This is a genomic window from Streptomyces sp. NPDC052299 (assembly GCF_040679335.1).
Classification (GTDB): Bacteria; Actinomycetota; Actinomycetes; order Streptomycetales; family Streptomycetaceae; genus Streptomyces.
This window is the reverse complement of the sequence record NZ_JBFAUP010000036.1, coordinates 1-16,400: the sequence shown is the minus strand read 5'-3', so window position 1 is coordinate 16,400 and position 16,400 is coordinate 1. Positions and strand designations below refer to the sequence as shown.

General features: G+C 72.6%; 18 protein-coding genes. 15 read left to right on the top strand and 3 right to left on the bottom strand.

The window, feature by feature from the left end:
* Positions 1-52: 52 nt before the first annotated feature.
* From ald to AB0L33_RS34015, 9 genes are all read left to right on the top strand, one after another.
* A complete protein-coding gene (gene ald / locus AB0L33_RS34055; protein ID WP_365687524.1) occupies positions 53-1,168 on the top strand; it encodes an alanine dehydrogenase in 1,116 nt (371 codons plus the stop codon).
* Between the two features lie 369 nt (positions 1,169-1,537).
* The gene (locus AB0L33_RS34050; protein ID WP_018103604.1) at positions 1,538-2,656 is read left to right on the top strand and encodes a ParA family protein; all 1,119 of its coding nucleotides are present in this window, start codon (positions 1,538-1,540) and stop codon (positions 2,654-2,656) included.
* The gene (locus AB0L33_RS34045) at positions 2,653-3,240 is read left to right on the top strand and encodes a hypothetical protein (RefSeq protein WP_365687546.1); all 588 of its coding nucleotides are present in this window, start codon (positions 2,653-2,655) and stop codon (positions 3,238-3,240) included. Before AB0L33_RS34050 ends, AB0L33_RS34045 begins: the two co-directional genes overlap by 4 nt.
* 114 nt (positions 3,241-3,354) lie before the next feature.
* Entirely contained in the window at positions 3,355-4,326 is a 972-nt protein-coding gene (locus tag AB0L33_RS34040) for a segregation/condensation protein A (protein WP_365687522.1), read from the top strand.
* The gene (gene scpB / locus AB0L33_RS34035; RefSeq protein WP_365687520.1) at positions 4,323-4,964 is read left to right on the top strand and encodes an SMC-Scp complex subunit ScpB; all 642 of its coding nucleotides are present in this window, start codon (positions 4,323-4,325) and stop codon (positions 4,962-4,964) included. Before AB0L33_RS34040 ends, scpB begins: the two co-directional genes overlap by 4 nt.
* Positions 4,964-6,121, top strand: a complete 1,158-nt coding sequence (locus AB0L33_RS34030; RefSeq protein ID WP_365687518.1) for a pseudouridine synthase — start codon at positions 4,964-4,966, stop codon at positions 6,119-6,121. The genes scpB and AB0L33_RS34030 overlap by 1 nt, the downstream gene beginning before the upstream one ends.
* A gap of 130 nt (positions 6,122-6,251) precedes the next feature.
* Positions 6,252-6,896, top strand: coding sequence for a nicotinamide riboside transporter PnuC (gene pnuC / locus AB0L33_RS34025; RefSeq protein ID WP_365687516.1), 645 nt, complete (start codon positions 6,252-6,254; stop codon positions 6,894-6,896).
* Positions 6,893-7,972, top strand: coding sequence for an AAA family ATPase (locus AB0L33_RS34020; protein ID WP_365687515.1), 1,080 nt, complete (start codon positions 6,893-6,895; stop codon positions 7,970-7,972). The genes pnuC and AB0L33_RS34020 overlap by 4 nt, the downstream gene beginning before the upstream one ends.
* Entirely contained in the window at positions 7,969-8,703 is a 735-nt protein-coding gene (locus AB0L33_RS34015) for an NUDIX domain-containing protein (RefSeq protein WP_365687514.1), read from the top strand. Before AB0L33_RS34020 ends, AB0L33_RS34015 begins: the two co-directional genes overlap by 4 nt.
* A gap of 50 nt (positions 8,704-8,753) precedes the next feature.
* Here the strand turns inward: AB0L33_RS34015 and AB0L33_RS34010 are convergent, their stop codons facing one another.
* Entirely contained in the window at positions 8,754-9,455 is a 702-nt protein-coding gene (locus AB0L33_RS34010) for a nucleotidyltransferase domain-containing protein (protein ID WP_365687513.1), read from the bottom strand.
* A gap of 130 nt (positions 9,456-9,585) precedes the next feature.
* On the opposite strand from AB0L33_RS34010, the gene aroH reads away from it, so the two are divergent.
* The 5 genes from aroH to der all read left to right on the top strand — a co-directional run bounded on the left by aroH (position 9,586) and on the right by der (position 14,067).
* The gene (gene aroH, locus AB0L33_RS34005; protein WP_365687511.1) at positions 9,586-9,948 is read left to right on the top strand and encodes a chorismate mutase; all 363 of its coding nucleotides are present in this window, start codon (positions 9,586-9,588) and stop codon (positions 9,946-9,948) included.
* Complete coding sequence (locus AB0L33_RS34000) at positions 9,945-11,030, top strand: prephenate dehydrogenase (RefSeq protein ID WP_365687509.1); 1,086 nt, start codon at positions 9,945-9,947, stop codon at positions 11,028-11,030. The genes aroH and AB0L33_RS34000 overlap by 4 nt, the downstream gene beginning before the upstream one ends.
* A gap of 125 nt (positions 11,031-11,155) precedes the next feature.
* The gene (gene cmk, locus AB0L33_RS33995) at positions 11,156-11,872 is read left to right on the top strand and encodes a (d)CMP kinase (protein ID WP_365687508.1); all 717 of its coding nucleotides are present in this window, start codon (positions 11,156-11,158) and stop codon (positions 11,870-11,872) included.
* Positions 11,869-12,531 (top strand): lysophospholipid acyltransferase family protein, encoded by a 663-nt coding sequence (locus tag AB0L33_RS33990; protein ID WP_365687506.1) that lies wholly within the window; start codon positions 11,869-11,871, stop codon positions 12,529-12,531. Before cmk ends, AB0L33_RS33990 begins: the two co-directional genes overlap by 4 nt.
* Before the next feature lie 66 nt (positions 12,532-12,597).
* Positions 12,598-14,067, top strand: coding sequence for a ribosome biogenesis GTPase Der (gene der, locus AB0L33_RS33985; RefSeq protein ID WP_365687504.1), 1,470 nt, complete (start codon positions 12,598-12,600; stop codon positions 14,065-14,067).
* Between the two features lie 86 nt (positions 14,068-14,153).
* On the opposite strand, the gene AB0L33_RS33980 is transcribed toward der, so the two are convergent.
* Both AB0L33_RS33980 and AB0L33_RS33975 read right to left on the bottom strand, forming a co-directional pair.
* The gene (locus tag AB0L33_RS33980) at positions 14,154-14,483 is read right to left on the bottom strand and encodes a hypothetical protein (RefSeq protein WP_365687502.1); all 330 of its coding nucleotides are present in this window, start codon (positions 14,481-14,483) and stop codon (positions 14,154-14,156) included.
* A 152-nt stretch (positions 14,484-14,635) separates the two neighbouring features.
* The gene (locus AB0L33_RS33975; RefSeq protein ID WP_365687500.1) at positions 14,636-15,418 is read right to left on the bottom strand and encodes a hypothetical protein; all 783 of its coding nucleotides are present in this window, start codon (positions 15,416-15,418) and stop codon (positions 14,636-14,638) included.
* Between the two features lie 634 nt (positions 15,419-16,052).
* Here AB0L33_RS33975 and AB0L33_RS33970 point away from each other — a divergent pair.
* Positions 16,053-16,268, top strand: coding sequence for an I78 family peptidase inhibitor (locus AB0L33_RS33970; RefSeq protein WP_365687498.1), 216 nt, complete (start codon positions 16,053-16,055; stop codon positions 16,266-16,268).
* Positions 16,269-16,400 lie beyond the last annotated feature (132 nt).

Below are 16,400 nucleotides of genomic sequence, written 5' to 3'. Positions count from 1 at the left end.
TTTTTGCATTGCTGTGCCCGGATTATCCTCTGAGCCAAGGACCGTGATCGACATGAAGGTCGGCATCCCCCGCGAAGTCAAGAACAACGAGTTCCGCGTGGCGATCACGCCCGCCGGTGTGCATGAGCTCGTCCGCCACGGCCACCAGGTCGTCGTCGAGCGGAACGCCGGTGCGGGCTCCTCCATCACGGACGAGGAGTACGTCGCGGCCGGGGCGGAGATCCTGCCCACGGCCGACGAGGTCTGGGCCGCCGCCGACCTGCTGCTCAAGGTCAAGGAGCCGGTCGCGGAGGAGTACCACCGCCTCCGCAAGGGCCAGACCCTCTTCACCTATCTGCATCTCGCGGCCTCCCGCGAGTGCACCGACGCGCTCCTGGAGTCGGGCACCACCGCCATCGCGTACGAGACCGTCGAGACGGCCAACCGCGCGCTCCCGCTGCTCGCCCCGATGTCCGAGGTCGCGGGCCGGCTGGCCCCGCAGGTCGGCGCGTACCACCTGATGCGCTCGGCCGGCGGCCGGGGCGTGCTGCCGGGCGGCGTCCCCGGTACGGCGGCCGGCCGCGCCGTCGTCATCGGCGGCGGTGTCTCCGGCTGGAACGCCACCCAGATCGCGGTGGGTCTCGGTTTCCACGTGACGCTGCTCGACAAGGACATCAACAAGCTCCGCGAGGCGGACAAGGTCTTCGGCACCAAGGTGCAGACCGTCGTCTCCAACGCCTTCGAGCTGGAGAAGGCCGTGGTCGAGGCCGACCTCGTCGTCGGTGCCGTGCTGATCCCCGGCGCGAAGGCCCCGAAGCTGGTCACCAACGAGCTCGTCGCCAAGATGAAGCCCGGAAGTGTACTTGTCGACATTGCAATTGATCAGGGTGGCTGCTTCGAGGACTCGCACCCCACGACGCACGCCGAGCCGACCTTCCAGGTACACGACTCGGTCTTCTACTGCGTCGCGAACATGCCCGGCGCGGTGCCCAACACCTCGACGTACGCCCTCACCAACGCGACGCTGCCCTACATCGTGGAGCTCGCCAACCGCGGCTGGGTGGAGGCGCTGCGCCGGGACGCCGCGCTCGCCAAGGGTCTCAACACCCATGACGGACAGGTCGTTTACCGCGAGGTGGCCGAGGCGCACGGCCTCGACCACGTCGACCTGAACACGCTCATCGGCTGACCGGGGTCAACCCCTTCGTCAACTCCGTGCGTCCGGCCGGACCTTGCTGTCAAGGTCCGGCCGGACGCATGCCGGGGTCGCGTGCGCCCCCGTGCAACTCGTCTCGAACGTAACCCTTTAACCGTTTCGTACACCCGGGAAAAGTGTGTACCGAGGGTTGCGCGCCCTTGACAGCGGGGCGTTCGATTGCCGACACAACGGGCCGGGTCCGGCGGATTGTGTTGCTGCGGACAGGGGACACGCCATAGAGTCGCCAATCGTCGGCATGGTGCCACGCTGACCTATCGATAAAGTTTCCTGGTCACGTCCAAGGAGGTAAGACGACTTGTGAATGAGTCGACAATTACTCCCGGGGGTGTTCAACCAGGGATGCCTGCACGGGGCCAGAGCCCGAACGGGCTGGAGGCTGTCGGCTCCGTCGCTGTCCGCACCTTCTCCACCCACCAGCACATGACGACAGCCCCCCAGATGATGGACGGCCTACACGTGAACGCCATGGCCGGCAACGAGAGTGGCCGGGACACCGCCCCCCTCGCCGACTTCGCCGAGACGCCCCAGGCGCATTTCTACGACCCCGACGCCGAGTACGAGCCCGACCCGGAATACGCGGCCACGCTCGCGCCGGACGCCGCCCGGCAGCGCCGCGAACGGATCGGCCCGACCGGCCGCCCCCTGCCCTACTTCCCGATCCCGGGCCCGCTGACCGACCACGGCCCGGCGAAGATCATCGCGATGTGCAACCAGAAGGGCGGCGTCGGCAAGACCACGTCGACCATCAACCTGGGCGCCGCGCTCGCGGAGTACGGACGGCGCGTGCTGCTGGTCGACTTCGACCCGCAGGGCGCCCTCTCGGTCGGCCTCGGGGTCAACCCGATGGAGCTCGACCTCACCGTCTACAACCTGCTCATGGAGCGGGGCATGGCGGCCGACGAGGTCCTGCTGAAGACCGCGGTCCCCAACATGGACCTGCTCCCCAGCAACATCGACCTGTCCGCCGCCGAGGTGCAGCTCGTCAGCGAGGTGGCCCGCGAGTCGACGCTCCAGCGCGCCCTGAAGCCGCTGATGGCCGACTACGACTACATCGTGATCGACTGTCAGCCCTCGCTCGGCCTGCTCACGGTGAACGCGCTCACCGCCGCGCACAAGGTGATAGTCCCGCTCGAGTGCGAGTTCTTCGCGCTGCGCGGTGTGGCACTGCTCACCGAGACGATCGAGAAGGTCCAGGAGCGGCTCAACCCGGAGCTGGAGCTCGACGGCATCCTCGCCACCATGTACGACTCCCGTACGGTGCACAGCCGCGAGGTCCTGGCGCGGGTGGTCGAGGCGTTCGACGACCACGTCTACCACACGGTCATCGGGCGCACGGTCCGCTTCCCGGAGACGACGGTCGCGGGCGAGCCCATCACCACGTACGCCTCCAACTCGGTCGGTGCCGCCGCCTATCGCCAGCTCGCCAGGGAGGTGCTCGCCCGGTGTCACGCCGAGTGAGTCTGCCCGGGGCCGACGAACTGTTCCGTACGACCGGGGGGATGGGGCTCCAGTCCTCGTCGCCCGCGGAGCGGAGGCGCAAGGCGAACGGCGAGGCCGCCCGGGTCCCGGCTCCGGCCGGTGACGGCGAACCCGGGGCCGAGGCGCCGGGGGAGACCGCCCCGGACCCGGGCACCGCGCCCGCCCGCACGGAGCACGCGGCGGCCGGCGCCGACGCGGGCGACTCGCGCAGCCGGTCCGCCGAGGGCGACCGGGTCGCGGTGGCCGCCCAGGCCGCCCGCCGCCCCCAGCAGCCCGCCGAACCGGCCCCGGCGCCCGTCGTGCAGCAGCAGCGCAGGCGCGGCGGCGGACGCGGTGCGAACCGGCGGCCCAGCGGACGCGAGCGCCACGACGAGAAGATCACGGTCTACGTCTCCGCCGAGGAGCTGATGGACCTGGAGCACGCGCGCCTCGTCCTGCGCGGCGAGCACGGCCTCGCCGTGGACCGGGGCCGGATCGTCCGCGAGGCGGTCGCCGTCGTCCTGGCGGACCTGGAGTCGCGCGGCGACGCGAGCATCCTCGTACGGCGGCTGCGCGGCCGCTGACCGCTGCGGCGCCGGTAGCCTGCCCGGAAGGACCGCCGCCGGACGCGCGGCCCCGCTCCTTCCGTACGGGCCGCCGCCCGCCGCCGTAGCCCGCCCCGCGCACCCTGGACCTCCATGCCGACACCCGACGAGCCCGCCCGCACCGCCCGCCGCCGCCTGGGGCGCGGGCCGGGGGCGGGGAGCGTGCCCGTGGAGGCGCCGGCCCCGGTCGAGGAGCCCGTGGCCGAGGCGCCCGCGCCCGAGGCCGCCCCCGAGGCATCCGCTCCCGCCGACGACGGTCGGTTCAAAGTGCGGCTCGCGAACTTCGAGGGCCCCTTCGACCTGCTCCTCCAGCTGATCTCCAAGCACAAGCTGGACGTGACCGAGGTCGCCCTGTCCAAGGTCACCGACGAGTTCATGGCCCACATCCGGGCGATGGGCCCCGACTGGGACCTGGACCAGACGACCGAGTTCCTGGTGGTGGCGGCGACCCTCCTCGACCTGAAGGCCGCCCGGCTGCTCCCCGCCGCCGAGGTGGAGGACGAGGCGGACCTCGCGCTCCTGGAGGCCCGGGACCTGCTCTTCGCGCGGCTCCTCCAGTACCGCGCGTACAAGCGCGTCGCCGACATCTTCAGCGGCCGGCTCGAAGCGGAGGCCCGGCGCTTCCCCCGTACCGTCGGCCTCGAACCGCACCACGCCGAACTGCTGCCGGACGTCGTCATCAGCATCGGTGCCGAGGGCTTCGCCCGGCTGGCCGTGAAGGCGATGCAGCCGAAGCCCGCGCCGCAGGTGTACGTCGACCACATCCACGCCCCGCTGGTCAGCGTCCGGGAGCAGGCGGGCATCGTGGTCGCCCGGGTCCGCGAGGCCGGGGAGATCAGCTTCCGGACGCTGACCGAGGACGCGCCGGACACGCTCACCGTCGTCGCCCGCTTCCTCGCCCTGCTGGAGCTGTACCGGGAGAAGGCCGTCGCCCTGGACCAGGACGTGGCGCTCGGCGAGCTGATGGTGCGCTGGGCCGGGGAGGCGGGCGCCGAGCCCGTCGTGACGGACGAATTCGACCAGGAGGCCACGGACGCCTCCGCAACCCCCGAGGAGACGCCATGACGGACCCCGCCGGCTCCGCGGTCGCGGACCTCGACCTCAAGCCCGCCCTGGAGGCCGTCCTCATGGTCGTGGATGAGCCCGCCACCGAGGAGCACCTGGCCAAGGTGCTGGAGCGCCCCCGACGGGCCGTGGCCGCCGCGCTGCGGGAGCTGGCCGACGAGTACACCGTGCAGCGGCGCGGCTTCGACCTCCGGCTCGTCGCGGGCGGCTGGCGGTTCTACACCCGGCCCGAGTACGCGGCGGCGGTCGAGGGCTTCGTCCTGGACGGCCAGCACGCCCGGCTGACCCAGGCGGCCCTGGAGACCCTGGCGGTCGTCGCGTACCGGCAGCCGGTGAGCCGGTCGCGGGTCTCGGCGGTGCGCGGGGTGAACTGCGACGGGGTCATGCGGACCCTGCTCCAGAGGGGCCTGGTCGAGGAGGCGGGCACGGAACCCGAAACAGGTGCGATCCTGTACAGGACGACGAACTACTTTCTGGAGCGGATGGGCCTGCGTGGCCTGGATGAGCTCCCGGAGCTCGCGCCCTTCCTCCCCGAGGCGGACGCGATCGAGGCCGAGACGCCAGAGGGTGTGCCGTCGTTCGATCCGGACGCACCGGACACCCCGGAAACTCACGCAGACGACAAGACGGACTTTTGATGCGAAGCAGTGGCAGGAACAGCGGTAGCGGCGGCAGGAGCGGCGGCAGCGGCGGGGGCCGGAGCGGCAGGAACAACAGCGGCACCGGCAGGAACAGCAACCCGAACGCGCGGACCCCCCGCTCCGAGCGCGAGGACCGCCGTAACGAGGAGCGCCCCCGCAAGCCCAGGCCCGAGGAGCGCCGCTACGACGTGGGCTCCGACAAGCCCGCCGCCGGCGGCGTCCGCAAGGGGCGCGGCGCGGCGGCCCGGGGCGGCGCCAAGGGCGGCCCGAAGAGCCCGCAGGGCGGCGGCGCGAAGGGCGGTGCCCGGCGCGGTCCGTACGGCGCCCCGGCACGTCCGCGCGAGCTGGACGCCAAGATCGAGCAGCGCAACCGCGACCGGTACGCGAACAAGCCCGAGATCAGGACGCCCAAGACGCACCCGGGCGCCGAGCAGGAGGGCGAGCGGCTGCAGAAGGTCCTGGCCCGCGCCGGCATGGGCTCGCGCCGCGCGTGCGAGGAGCTGATCGACCAGGCCCGCGTCGAGGTGAACGGCGAGGTCGTCGTCGAGCAGGGCATGCGCGTCGACGTGCACAAGGACGAGATCAAGGTCGACGGGCTGACCGTCGCCACCCAGTCCTACCTGTTCTTCGCGCTGAACAAGCCGGCCGGTGTCGTCGCCTCCATGGAGGACCCGGACGGGCGCCAGTGTCTCGGCGACTACGTCACCAACCGTGAGACGCGGCTCTTCCACGTCGGCCGGCTGGACACCGAGACCGAGGGCATCATCATGCTCACCAACCACGGCGAGCTGGCCCACCGTCTCACCCACCCCAAGTACGGCGTGAAGAAGACGTACCTGGCGGCCATCCAGGGCCCCCTCCCGCGCGACCTGGGCAAGCGGCTCAAGGACGGCATCCAGCTGGAGGACGGGTACGCCCGCGCCGACCACTTCCGCGTGGTGGAGAACACCGGCAAGAACTACCTGGTCGAGGTGACCCTGCACGAGGGCCGCAAGCACATCGTGCGCCGCATGCTGGCCGAGGCGGGCTTCCCCGTCGACCGGCTGGTGCGCACCGGCTTCGGCCCGATCGCGCTGGGCGACCAGAAGTCGGGCTGGCTGCGCCGGCTCACCAACACCGAGGTGGGCATGCTGATGCGCGAGGTCGGCCTGTAGCCCGTCCCCGTAAGCGGCAGTCCAAGGCCCGCGGCCGGTTCCCCGGAAATCTCCGGAGAGGAACCGGCCGCGGGCCTTTCGCATGCCCGGCCGAGCATTTATAGTCACAGTGACTATTAAGGAGGCGGGCGTGAGTCTCGCGGACATACTCGATCCCCTGCAGCAGCCCCTGGTGACGGTCCTGGACACCCCGGTCAGCTGGACCGAGGTGCTGGGCTTCGGCAGCGGCGCGCTGTGCGTCTGGCTCGTGGCCCGCCAGCACCTCGCCAACTGGCCGATCGGCATCGCCAACAACCTCTTCTTCATCCTGCTGTTCACGCAGTCCGGCCTGTACGCCGACGCCGGGCTCCAGATCGTCTTCATCGCCCTCGCCGCGTACGGCTGGTGGACCTGGACCCACGGGGGTGGACCGGGGACGGACCTGCCGGTGCGGCGCACCACCCGCACCGAGTGGACCTGGCTGCTCGTGGCGGGGGCGGTGGGGACCGCGGCGCTGACCGTCCTGCTCGACCGGGCGACCGACTCGACCGTGCCGTTCTGGGACGCGCTGACGACCGCGCTCTCGCTCGCGGCGACCTACGGGCAGTGCCGCAAGCTGGTCGAGTCCTGGTGGCTGTGGATCGCCGCCGACCTCGTGTACATCCCGCTGTACGCGTACAAGGAGCTGTACCTGACCTCGCTGCTGTACATCGGCTTCCTGACGCTGTGCCTGACCGGCCTGCGCAACTGGCGCCGAGACCTCACCGCAGCCGACCCCGCGAAGGTTCTGGCATGAAGCGCTACCCGCACGGACTCGTGCTCGGCAAGTTCTACCCGCCGCACGCCGGCCACCATCACCTCGTCCGCACCGCCGCCGCCCGCTGCGAACGGCTCACCGTCCTGGTCTGCGCCGCGTCGGTGGAGTCCGTCCCGCTCGCCGACCGGGTCGACTGGATGCGCCAGGCACATCCCGGCGTGACGGTGGTCGGCGCCATCGACGACACGCGCATGGACCTGCACGACCCGGCGATCTGGGACGCCCACATGGCCGTCTTCACGGCGGCGGTGCCCGAGCGGGTGGACGCCGTCTTCACCTCGGAGTCGTACGGGGACGAGCTGGCCCGCCGCTTCGGCGCCGAGTCCGTCTGCGTCGACCCCGACCGCACCGCGTACCCGGTCTCCGGCACCGCCGTCCGCGCGGACCCGGCCGGCCGCTGGGGCTTCCTCGAAGCGCCGGTGCGGGCGGCGCTCGCCCGCCGCGTCGTCGTCCTCGGCGCGGAGTCCACCGGCACCACCACGCTGGCCCGCGCGCTCGCCGCCCACTACCGGCAGCGCGGCGGGGTCTGGGCGCACACGGGGTACGTGGCCGAGTACGGGCGCGAGTTCAGCGAACGGAAACTCGCCGAACTGCGCGAGCGGTGGCCCCGGGCCCAGTGGGAGGACGTCACCCTCTCCACCCACGACTTCCCGCACATCGCCGAGGTCCAGAACGCCCGCGAGGAGGAGGCCGCCCGCACCGGCTCCCCGGTGCTCTTCTGCGACACGGACTCCTTCGCGACGACCGTCTGGCACGAGCGGTACGTGGGCGGGCGCAACCCCCTCGTCGAGCGCATCGCGGACCGGGCCCGGCACCACCTCTGGCTGCTCACGGACCACGAGGGCGTCGCCTTCGAGGACGACGGGCTGCGCGACGGCGAGGAGCTGCGGCCCTGGATGACCGACCGCTTCCGCGCCGAGCTCACCCGTACCGGCCGGACCTTCATCGAGGTGACCGGCAGCCGGGAGGCGCGCCTCGCCCGCGCGGTCGAGGCCGTCGACGCGCTGCTCGCCGAAGGCTGGGACTTCGCCGCGCCCCTCCCGGAGCACCGATGAGCGCCACCGCCCCCGAGGGCTACGACCCGAGCGCCTTCGAGCCGTTCGCGGTCACCGTGGACCTGGCGGTCTTCACGGTCCGCGAGTCCCGGCTGCACGTCCTGCTCGTCGAACGCGGCGCCGAGCCGTACCGGGGCCGGTGGGCGCTCCCCGGCGGCTTCCTGCTGCCCCGCGAGTCCGCCGCGGCCGCCGCCCGCCGCGAACTGGCCGAGGAGACCGGGCTGAGCGACGCCACCGTCTGGGGCCTCCACCTGGAGCAGCTGCGCACCTACAGCGACCCGGACCGCGATCCCCGGATGCGCGTCGTCTCCGTCGCCCACACCGCCCTAGTCCCGGACCTGCCCGAACCGCGCGGCGGCGGTGACGCGGCGGGGGCGCGCTGGTGGGACGCCGCCCGGACGGGCCCGCTCGCCTTCGACCACGACCGCATCCTCGCGGACGCCCGCGACCGGGTCGGCGCCAAGCTGGAGTACACCTGCCTGGCCACCGCGTTCTGCCCGCCGCACTTCACCCTGGGCGAGCTGCAACAGGTCTACGAGACGGTCTGGGGCGTCGAGCTCGACCGCCCCAACTTCCGCCGCAAGGTCCTCGCCACGCCGGGCTTCGTACAGCCCGCCGACGCCGCCCCCCGCCGCACCGGCGGCCGCGGCAAACCCGCCGCCCTCTACCGCGCGGGCGACGCCACCGCACTGCACCCCCCGTTGCTGAGACCGGAAGGACGGCAGGCATGACGACCACCCGCACGAAGAGGGCCGCGACCGGCGCGCGGGGCGGCCCGCTCTCAGGACGCTGACGCGAGCGCCGACGCCCGGCGCGTGCGGATGAGGAAGTCCTCGATGCGGGAGCGGTCCGGTTCGGGCGGTAGTGGAGAGGTGTCCGCCGCCTCGTCGTTCTCGGTGGCGAGGCGGGTCATGCGGCGTTCCACCTCGGGCCAGGGGACCTCGCCGCGCTTGACCGCGAGGAGGGCTTCGCGGGCCTCGCCCACCTCGATCGTCAGTTCGCCGGTGCGCAGCAGGTCCCGGCAGCTCGCCAGCAGCCGCAGCAGGTGCATCGCGTGCTTCCAGCGCGGGGCGCCGTACTGGCGCACGTCGGCCTCCAGTTTGCGGCGCTGGGCGAGGGCATAGCGTACGAACGAGTCGTGCGCCCGGCGGGAGAGGAAGGCGCCGCGCAGGGCCAGCAGTTCCCTGCCGGTGTCGTCCGCGTGATCCACGAGCGGCGAGTGCAGGCACTCCAGCACGTTCGGGTTGGCCCGCAGCGCCAGCTCGCAGAAGCGTTCCAGTTCCCAGGAGAACTGCTCGTCCGCCGGGCCCTCGATGTGTGTGGGCGGCTTCTCGAAGCGCCAGAACAGCGGGGTCGGTGCCAGGAACACACCCCGCCGGTCGGTGTCACTGGTCTCGGTGGCGAGACCGAAGGCACGGGACCCCATCACACAGGAATACACCGTGTGGTCGCGCACCAGGTCCTGATCGGTCGGCGTGATCATGCCGGGAGGCTACGCGAGGACCGGGTGCGGGCGCGTCTCATAAAAAGGGCGGGCGGGCACGGGACCCCGTCGCCCCTCTACGCTGATCGCACACGCACGAAGCGGTACGGAAACGAGCGAGGAGCACGACGTGGCGGTACGAGCGGTCCGGGGCGCCGTCCAGCTGGACCGGGACGAGTCCGGGCACCTGCACGAGCAGGTCGGTGCCCTGCTCACCGCCGTGCTGGAGCGCAACGAACTCGTCGCGGACGACCTGATCAGCATCTGGTTCACGGCCACGCCCGACGTGCACAGCGACTTCCCGGCCGCTGCGGCCCGCTCCATCGGGATCGTCGACGTACCGCTGATCTGCGCCCAGGAACTGGACATCGAGGGGGCCATGCCCCGGGTGATCCGCATCCTGGCGCACGTCGAGACCTATCTGTCCAAGGCCGAGATCAACCACGTCTACCTCGGCGCCACCGCCGCCCTGCGCAAGGACATCGCCCAGTGAGAACCGCCGTCGTCATCGGTACCGGCCTCGTCGGGACCTCCGCGGCCCTCGCCCTCGCGGGCCGGGGCATCACCGTCCACCTGGTCGACCACGACCCGGAGTCCGCCAGGACCGCCGCCGCGCTCGGCGCCGGTACGGACGAGCCGCCGGAGGGCCGCGTCGACCTGGCGGTCGTCGCCGTGCCGCCCGCCCACACCGCGTCCGTGCTCGCCGCCGCCATGCGTGACGGGGTCGCCCGCGGCTACCTCGACGTCGCCAGCGTCAAGGGCGGGCCCCGCCGCGAGCTGGAGGCGCTGGGGGCCGATCTCACCCCGTACATCGGCACGCACCCCATGGCCGGCAAGGAGCGCTCCGGGCCGCTCGCCGCGACCGCCGACCTCTTCGAGGGGCGGCCGTGGGTGCTCACCCCGACCCGGGACACCGACACCGAGGTGCTGAACCTCGCCCTGGAGCTGGTCGCGCTCTGCCGGGCCGTCCCGGTCGTCATGGACGCCGACGCCCACGACCGGGCCGTCGCGCTCGTCTCGCACACCCCGCAGCTGATCTCCTCGATGGTCGCGGCGCGCCTGGAGGACGCCGACGAGACCGCGGTGCGGCTGTGCGGGCAGGGGATCAGGGACGTGACCCGGATCGCGGCCTCCGACCCGCGCATGTGGGTGGAGATCCTGTCCGCCAACCCCGGTCCCGTCGCCGACGTCCTCGCGGGCGTCGCCGCCGACCTGGAGGAGACGGTCACCGCGCTGCGCGGGCTCCAGTCCGCCGACGAGGACAAGCGGCGCGCGGGCACCGAGGGCATCCGCGACGTCCTGAGCCGGGGCAACGCGGGCCGGGGCCGGGTGCCCGGCAAGCACGGCGCCGCCCCGGCCTCGTACGAGACGGTCGCCGTCCTGATCAGCGACCGGCCCGGCGAGCTGGCCGCCATCTTCGCCGACGCGGGCCGGTCCGGGGTCAACATCGAGGACGTGCGCATCGAGCACGCCAGCGGCCAGCAGGCCGGTCTCGTCCAGCTCATGGTCGAACCGAGCGCCGCCCCCGGCCTGGCCGCCGCCCTCCGCGAGCGGGGCTGGTCGATCCGTCCGTAGGAACCGTGCGACCATGACCGGTCGCACGCTTGTCCACAGGCGTGACCGGACCCGTCCCCGCACTCGGTAACCTTGTGCGGGGCGGGTTCACGCGTCCCGCCCAGCCCGCCCCGAGCACCAGGAAGGTGTCCACCACCGTGGAAACCGTAAGCGCCGCCGTCCGGACCGCCCCGGCCGCAGTGATCGTCGCCATCGACGGCCCCTCCGGCACCGGCAAGTCCAGCACCTCCAAGGCCGTCGCCGCCCAGCTCGGCCTCAGCTACCTGGACACCGGCGCCCAGTACCGCGCCATCACCTGGTGGATGCTGAACAACGGCATCGACGTGCACGACGCGGCCCAGGTCGCGACCGCCGCCGCCAAGCCGGTCATCGTCTCCGGCACCGACCCCGCCGCCCCGACGATCACCGTCGACGGCGAGGACGCCTCCGGCCCGATCCGCACCCAGGAGGTCACCTCCAAGGTCAGCGCCGTCAGCGCCGTCCCCGAGGTGCGCGCCCTGATCACCGAGCTCCAGCGCACCATCGCCGCCGAGGCGGAGAAGGGCATCGTGGTCGAGGGCCGCGACATCGGCACCACCGTGCTGCCCGACGCCGACATCAAGATCTTCCTCACCGCGTCGCCGGAGGCCCGTGCCGCCCGCCGCAGCGGCGAGGTCAAGGGCTCCGATCTCGCCGCCACCAAGGAGGCGCTGATCAAGCGGGACGCCGCGGACTCCGGCCGCAAGACCTCCCCGCTCGCCAAGGCGGCCGACGCGGTCGAGGTGGACACCACCGAGCTGACGCTCCAGCAGGTCATCGAGTGCGTCGTCACCCTCGTCGGGGAGAAGCGGGCCGCGAAGTGACCGACGCCACGAGCGCGCCCTCGCCGCGTGGTGCGGCGGTCGGGCGCGGCATCGGGATCGGGCTGATGTACGGGCTCTTCAGACCCCGTGTCCTCGGTGCCTGGCGGGTCCCGGCCTCCGGACCCGTCATACTCGCGGTGAACCACTCGCACAACATCGACGGGCCGATGCTGATGGGCACCGCGCCCAGGCCCGTCCACTTCCTGATCAAGAAAGAGGCGTTCGTCGGCCCCCTCGACCCGTTCCTGCGCGGGATCGGGCAGCTGGAGGTGGACCGTACGACCGCCGACCGCACCGCCATCACCCGCGCGCTCGGCGTGCTGGAGGACGGCGGGGTGCTCGGGATCTTCCCCGAGGGCACCAGGGGCGAAGGAGACTTCGCCTCGCTGCGTGCCGGGCTCGCGTACTTCGCGGTGCGCAGCGGGGCGCCGATCGTCCCCGTGGCCGTCCTGGGAAGCACCGCGCGCCGCGGACGGTTGATACCGGCACTGCCGCCGTTGCGCAGCCGCGTGGACATCGTCTTCGGGGAAGCCTTTCAGGCGGGCGACGGCAGCGGCAGGCGTACGCGCAAGGCGCTGGACGAGGCCACGCTGCGCATCCAGGCGCGGCTGACCGGCCACCTGGAACACGCCGGGCGCCTCACCGGGCGCACCGGGTAAGACTTGAGTAGTGGACCGCGCGCTGCGCGTGGTCCATCGATGATGATGCAAAGAGGAACGGACTTCATGAACGACCAGATTCACTCCGGCGGCTCGGACCACGAGCACGGAGAGCTTGGCGATGCCGAGTACGCGGAGTTCATGGAGCTCGCCGCGCAGGAGGGATTCGACCCCGAGGAGGTCGAGGGCGCGCTGGACGAGGCCGGTCACGGACCGCTCCCCGTCCTGGCCGTCGTCGGCCGGCCCAACGTCGGCAAGTCGACCCTGGTGAACCGGATCATCGGCCGCCGCGAGGCCGTCGTCCAGGACAAGCCGGGCGTCACCCGCGACCGCGTCACCTACGAGGCCGAGTGGGCCGGCCGCCGCTTCAAGGTCGTGGACACCGGCGGCTGGGAGCAGGACGTCCTCGGCCTGGACGCCTCCGTCGCCGCCCAGGCGGAGTACGCGATCGAGACGGCCGACGCGGTCGTCTTCGTCGTGGACTCCACCGTCGGCGCCACCGACACCGACGAGGCCGTCGTCAAGCTGCTGCGCCGGGCCGGCAAGCCCGTCGTGCTCTGCGCCAACAAGGTCGACGGGCAGAGCGGCGAGGCCGACGCCACCGCCCTCTGGTCGCTCGGCCTCGGCGAACCGCACCCGGTCTCCTCGCTGCACGGCCGCGGCACCGGCGACATGCTGGACGCCGTCCTGGAGGCCCTGCCCGAGGCTCCGCCGCAGTCCTTCGGTACGGCCGTCGGCGGACCGCGCCGCATCGCGCTCATCGGCCGCCCGAACGTCGGCAAGTCCTCGCTGCTGAACAAGGTGGCCAACGAGGAGCGCGTCGTCGTCAACGAACTGGCGGGCACCACCCGTGACCCGGTGGACGAGCTCATCGAGCTGGGCGGCGTCACCTGGAAGTTCATCGACACGGCCGGCATCCGCCGCCGCGTCCACCTCCAGGAGGGCGCGGACTACTACGCCTCGCTGCGTACCGCCGCCGCCCTGGAGAAGGCCGAGGTCGCGGTCATCCTGATCGACTCCAGCGAGACGATCAGCGTCCAGGACCAGCGCATCGTGACCATGGCCGTGGAGGCGGGCCGCGCCGTCGTGCTCGCCTTCAACAAGTGGGACACGCTGGACGAGGAGCGCCGCTACTACCTGGAGCGCGAGATCGAGACCGAGCTCGCGCAGGTCGCCTGGGCCCCCCGGGTCAACGTCTCGGCCCGCACCGGCCGCCACATGGAGAAGCTGGTCCCGGCGATCGAGACCGCGCTCGACGGCTGGGAGACCCGCGTCCCGACCGGCCGGCTCAACGCCTTCCTGGGCGAGATCGTCGCCGCCCACCCGCACCCGGTCCGGGGCGGCAAGCAGCCCCGCATCCTGTTCGGCACCCAGGCGGGCACCAAGCCGCCGCGCTTCGTCCTCTTCGCCTCCGGCTTCCTGGAGCACGGCTACCGGCGCTTCGTGGAGCGCCGCCTGCGCGAGGAGTTCGGCTTCGAGGGCACCCCGATCCACATCTCGGTCCGGGTCCGCGAGAAGCGCGGCCGCAAGAAGTAAGCCCCGTACGACGCCGGACGAGGCGGTACGCGACAGCCCCGGAGCGCTCGGTCACCGAGCGCCCCGGGGCTGCGTCGTACGCGAGGTCAGGCGTCCCGTGAGCCCGGCGGCAGCGCCGCGGGCCGGGTGCGCCCCGCATGGCGGCCCACCCGCTGCCAGCCGCCGAGGCCCCCGGAGCGGGTGCCCGTCCCGGAGCGGTCGCCCGCGGCCGGCACCGTCCCGCCGGGCGAGGAATGGCCCGAGTGGCCGCGCAGCGGGGCGCGCGAGCCGAAGAGGCCGAGGGCCTGGAGGCCCAGACTCTCCTCACCGGTCCGGTCACCCGGCAACGCCCGGAACGAGCGGCGGTACTCGGAGTACAGCGCGTCGTAGATCGGGGTGTGGGACGGGCCGCCCGAGGGGTCCTGCGCGGGACGCATGGCAGGGATCGGGCTCGGAAGCTGGTGGGAGGGGTCGTATGAGTGCACGTAGGTGCCAACGACCCCGACGGCCGTCGGATGCGGGCCCGCCGCGGAAACACCCGTTGGACAGACAACTGTTCCCCGTCGACGCTCCGGCTGCGCGGCCACGATCAGGTCCCGGCCAGCGGCATGGCGGCGGCGACCAGCAGCCCGGCGGCCGACGCCTTCTCCAGCGCGTCGCGCAGCAGGTCCTCGCGGGGCTGCTGGCCGATGGAGCCCGCCGGGGCGGCGTAGACCAGCACGGTCTGCGACTTGTTGGCGGCGGTCCGCCAGCCCTCGGTGACCTGGAGCGGCGCGTGCGCCTGCCACCAGGCGACCGGGGTGCCGCCGCCCGTGCCCGGCTGGAGCACGGCGTGCAGCTGGCCCATGGCGAGCAGGATGGACCAGCCGTGCAGCACCTCCGGCACCTGCTCCATGCGGTGGACCGGCTGGAAGCCCTGTTCCAGGAGGAGCTGGAGGAACTGGTCGCCGTCCCGGCCGTCCGTGCCCGGGCGGGCGATCGCGCCGGTCGGCTCCACGACCAGGGCCGGGTGCAGCTCGTCGTCGATCAGGACGAGGCCGCTGGTGATGCCGAGGACGGCCTGCTCGGGGACGATCCGCTCCGGCTCGCCCTGCTCGCCGCCGGTGATGCTGCGGACGGCGCCCTGAAGCTGCTCCTCGGCGACCTGGACGACCTGCGAGGGGATGCAGCTGGCGTGTGCGAAGGCGAGCACGGCGGTCTCCTCGCCGACGAACAGCACCGTGCTGGTGCGCTCCTGCTCGGAGTCGCCGGGGGTGCGGCAGGAGGTGCAGTCGTAACTGCCCGGGGCGTTGTCGCCGATGAGCAGCCGGTCGGCTTCGGCGTCGCCGATCTCGGCGCGTACGTCCTCGCTGACGTCGAGCATGCGCGGCACGGGTGGCTCCTCGAACTCGGTACGTGCGCCGGGCGGTTCCCGGCTCAGAGATGACAACGGGCGAGCCGCTGCCGGGGTCACGCGGGAAGCCGTACGGAATCGGCCCCGGGCGCGCCGGGAGGGCGGGGCGCCGGCCGCGGACGGCACGACAAAGAGGGAGAAACCCGCCCGCGCGGCGGGCCTGCCGGAGGCGGCCGGGCCGGGACGGCGGCCGGTCGGGGACGGCCCCCGCCGCCCGCCGGAATGCGCGGAACCGGGTTGTCCGCTATACGGTCCGCCGACCGCGGACGGGCCCGTCCGATGGTATGTCTGTCGGTTCCGGGGATAAGGGTGCGATAAGAGCGGGTGAATTACCGGCGAAGCCTGCCTTTGCGGAACGGTTTCCCGCCGGGAATTCGGTCCGGCCCCCGGGAGGAAATCCTGGTCGTTTTCGCGCCGGTCCCAAGATCGTTCACCGGCCTGTGCGATTACTGTGCGTCCGGTTGTGAATCGCACGTTCGGGTGAAGGGGGTCAGGGCGAACACGTGTCGGCATCCTGTGACACAAGTGTGACCGGTGAGGGACGTGAGGATGCCGTGTGCCCACGCCCGGCCCCCGCTACCGCCCCCGCGGCCGGGCGCCTACGGTGAGAGGTATGGCACCCATACCGACTCCTCCCGCCCAGCCCGACGACGCCACCGGCGCGTATGTGGGGCTCTCCGCAGAGACCGCCGAACAGCGGGCCCGGGAGCGCGGCTGGTCCACCGTACGGGCCCTGGCGCCGGGCACGGTCATCACCATGGAGTTCCAGGCGGGCCGGATCAACTTCGAGGTCGACGGCGGCGTCGTCAGGCGCTGCTGGACCGGCTGAGCCCCTGGACTCCCGGCGTACGCGTGAGGGGCCCCGACCGGACGCGGTCGGGGCCCGCACCCCCCCGCCCCGGGAAGGCCCCCCCCACCCGGCCCGCCCGGACCGGGCCCCCCCGGGGGGCGCGGGGGGGGT

Bases quoted from the DNA above. Each gene is read 5' to 3' on its own strand.
- AB0L33_RS34030 (WP_365687518.1), top strand. From the start codon at position 4,964: ATGCGAAGCAGTGGCAGGAACAGCGGTAGCGGCGGCAGGAGCGGCGGC.
- AB0L33_RS33980 (WP_365687502.1), bottom strand. From the start codon at position 14,483: ATGCGTCCCGCGCAGGACCCCTCGGGCGGCCCGTCCCACACCCCGATC.
- AB0L33_RS34020 (WP_365687515.1), top strand. From the start codon at position 6,893: ATGAAGCGCTACCCGCACGGACTCGTGCTCGGCAAGTTCTACCCGCCG.
- der (WP_365687504.1), top strand. From the start codon at position 12,598: ATGAACGACCAGATTCACTCCGGCGGCTCGGACCACGAGCACGGAGAG.
- AB0L33_RS34010 (WP_365687513.1), bottom strand. From the start codon at position 9,455: ATGATCACGCCGACCGATCAGGACCTGGTGCGCGACCACACGGTGTAT.
- AB0L33_RS33970 (WP_365687498.1), top strand. From the start codon at position 16,053: ATGGCACCCATACCGACTCCTCCCGCCCAGCCCGACGACGCCACCGGC.
- AB0L33_RS34015 (WP_365687514.1), top strand. From the start codon at position 7,969: ATGAGCGCCACCGCCCCCGAGGGCTACGACCCGAGCGCCTTCGAGCCG.
- AB0L33_RS34040 (WP_365687522.1), top strand. From the start codon at position 3,355: ATGCCGACACCCGACGAGCCCGCCCGCACCGCCCGCCGCCGCCTGGGG.
- ald (WP_365687524.1), top strand. From the start codon at position 53: ATGAAGGTCGGCATCCCCCGCGAAGTCAAGAACAACGAGTTCCGCGTG.
- scpB (WP_365687520.1), top strand. From the start codon at position 4,323: ATGACGGACCCCGCCGGCTCCGCGGTCGCGGACCTCGACCTCAAGCCC.
- AB0L33_RS34050 (WP_018103604.1), top strand. From the start codon at position 1,538: ATGCCTGCACGGGGCCAGAGCCCGAACGGGCTGGAGGCTGTCGGCTCC.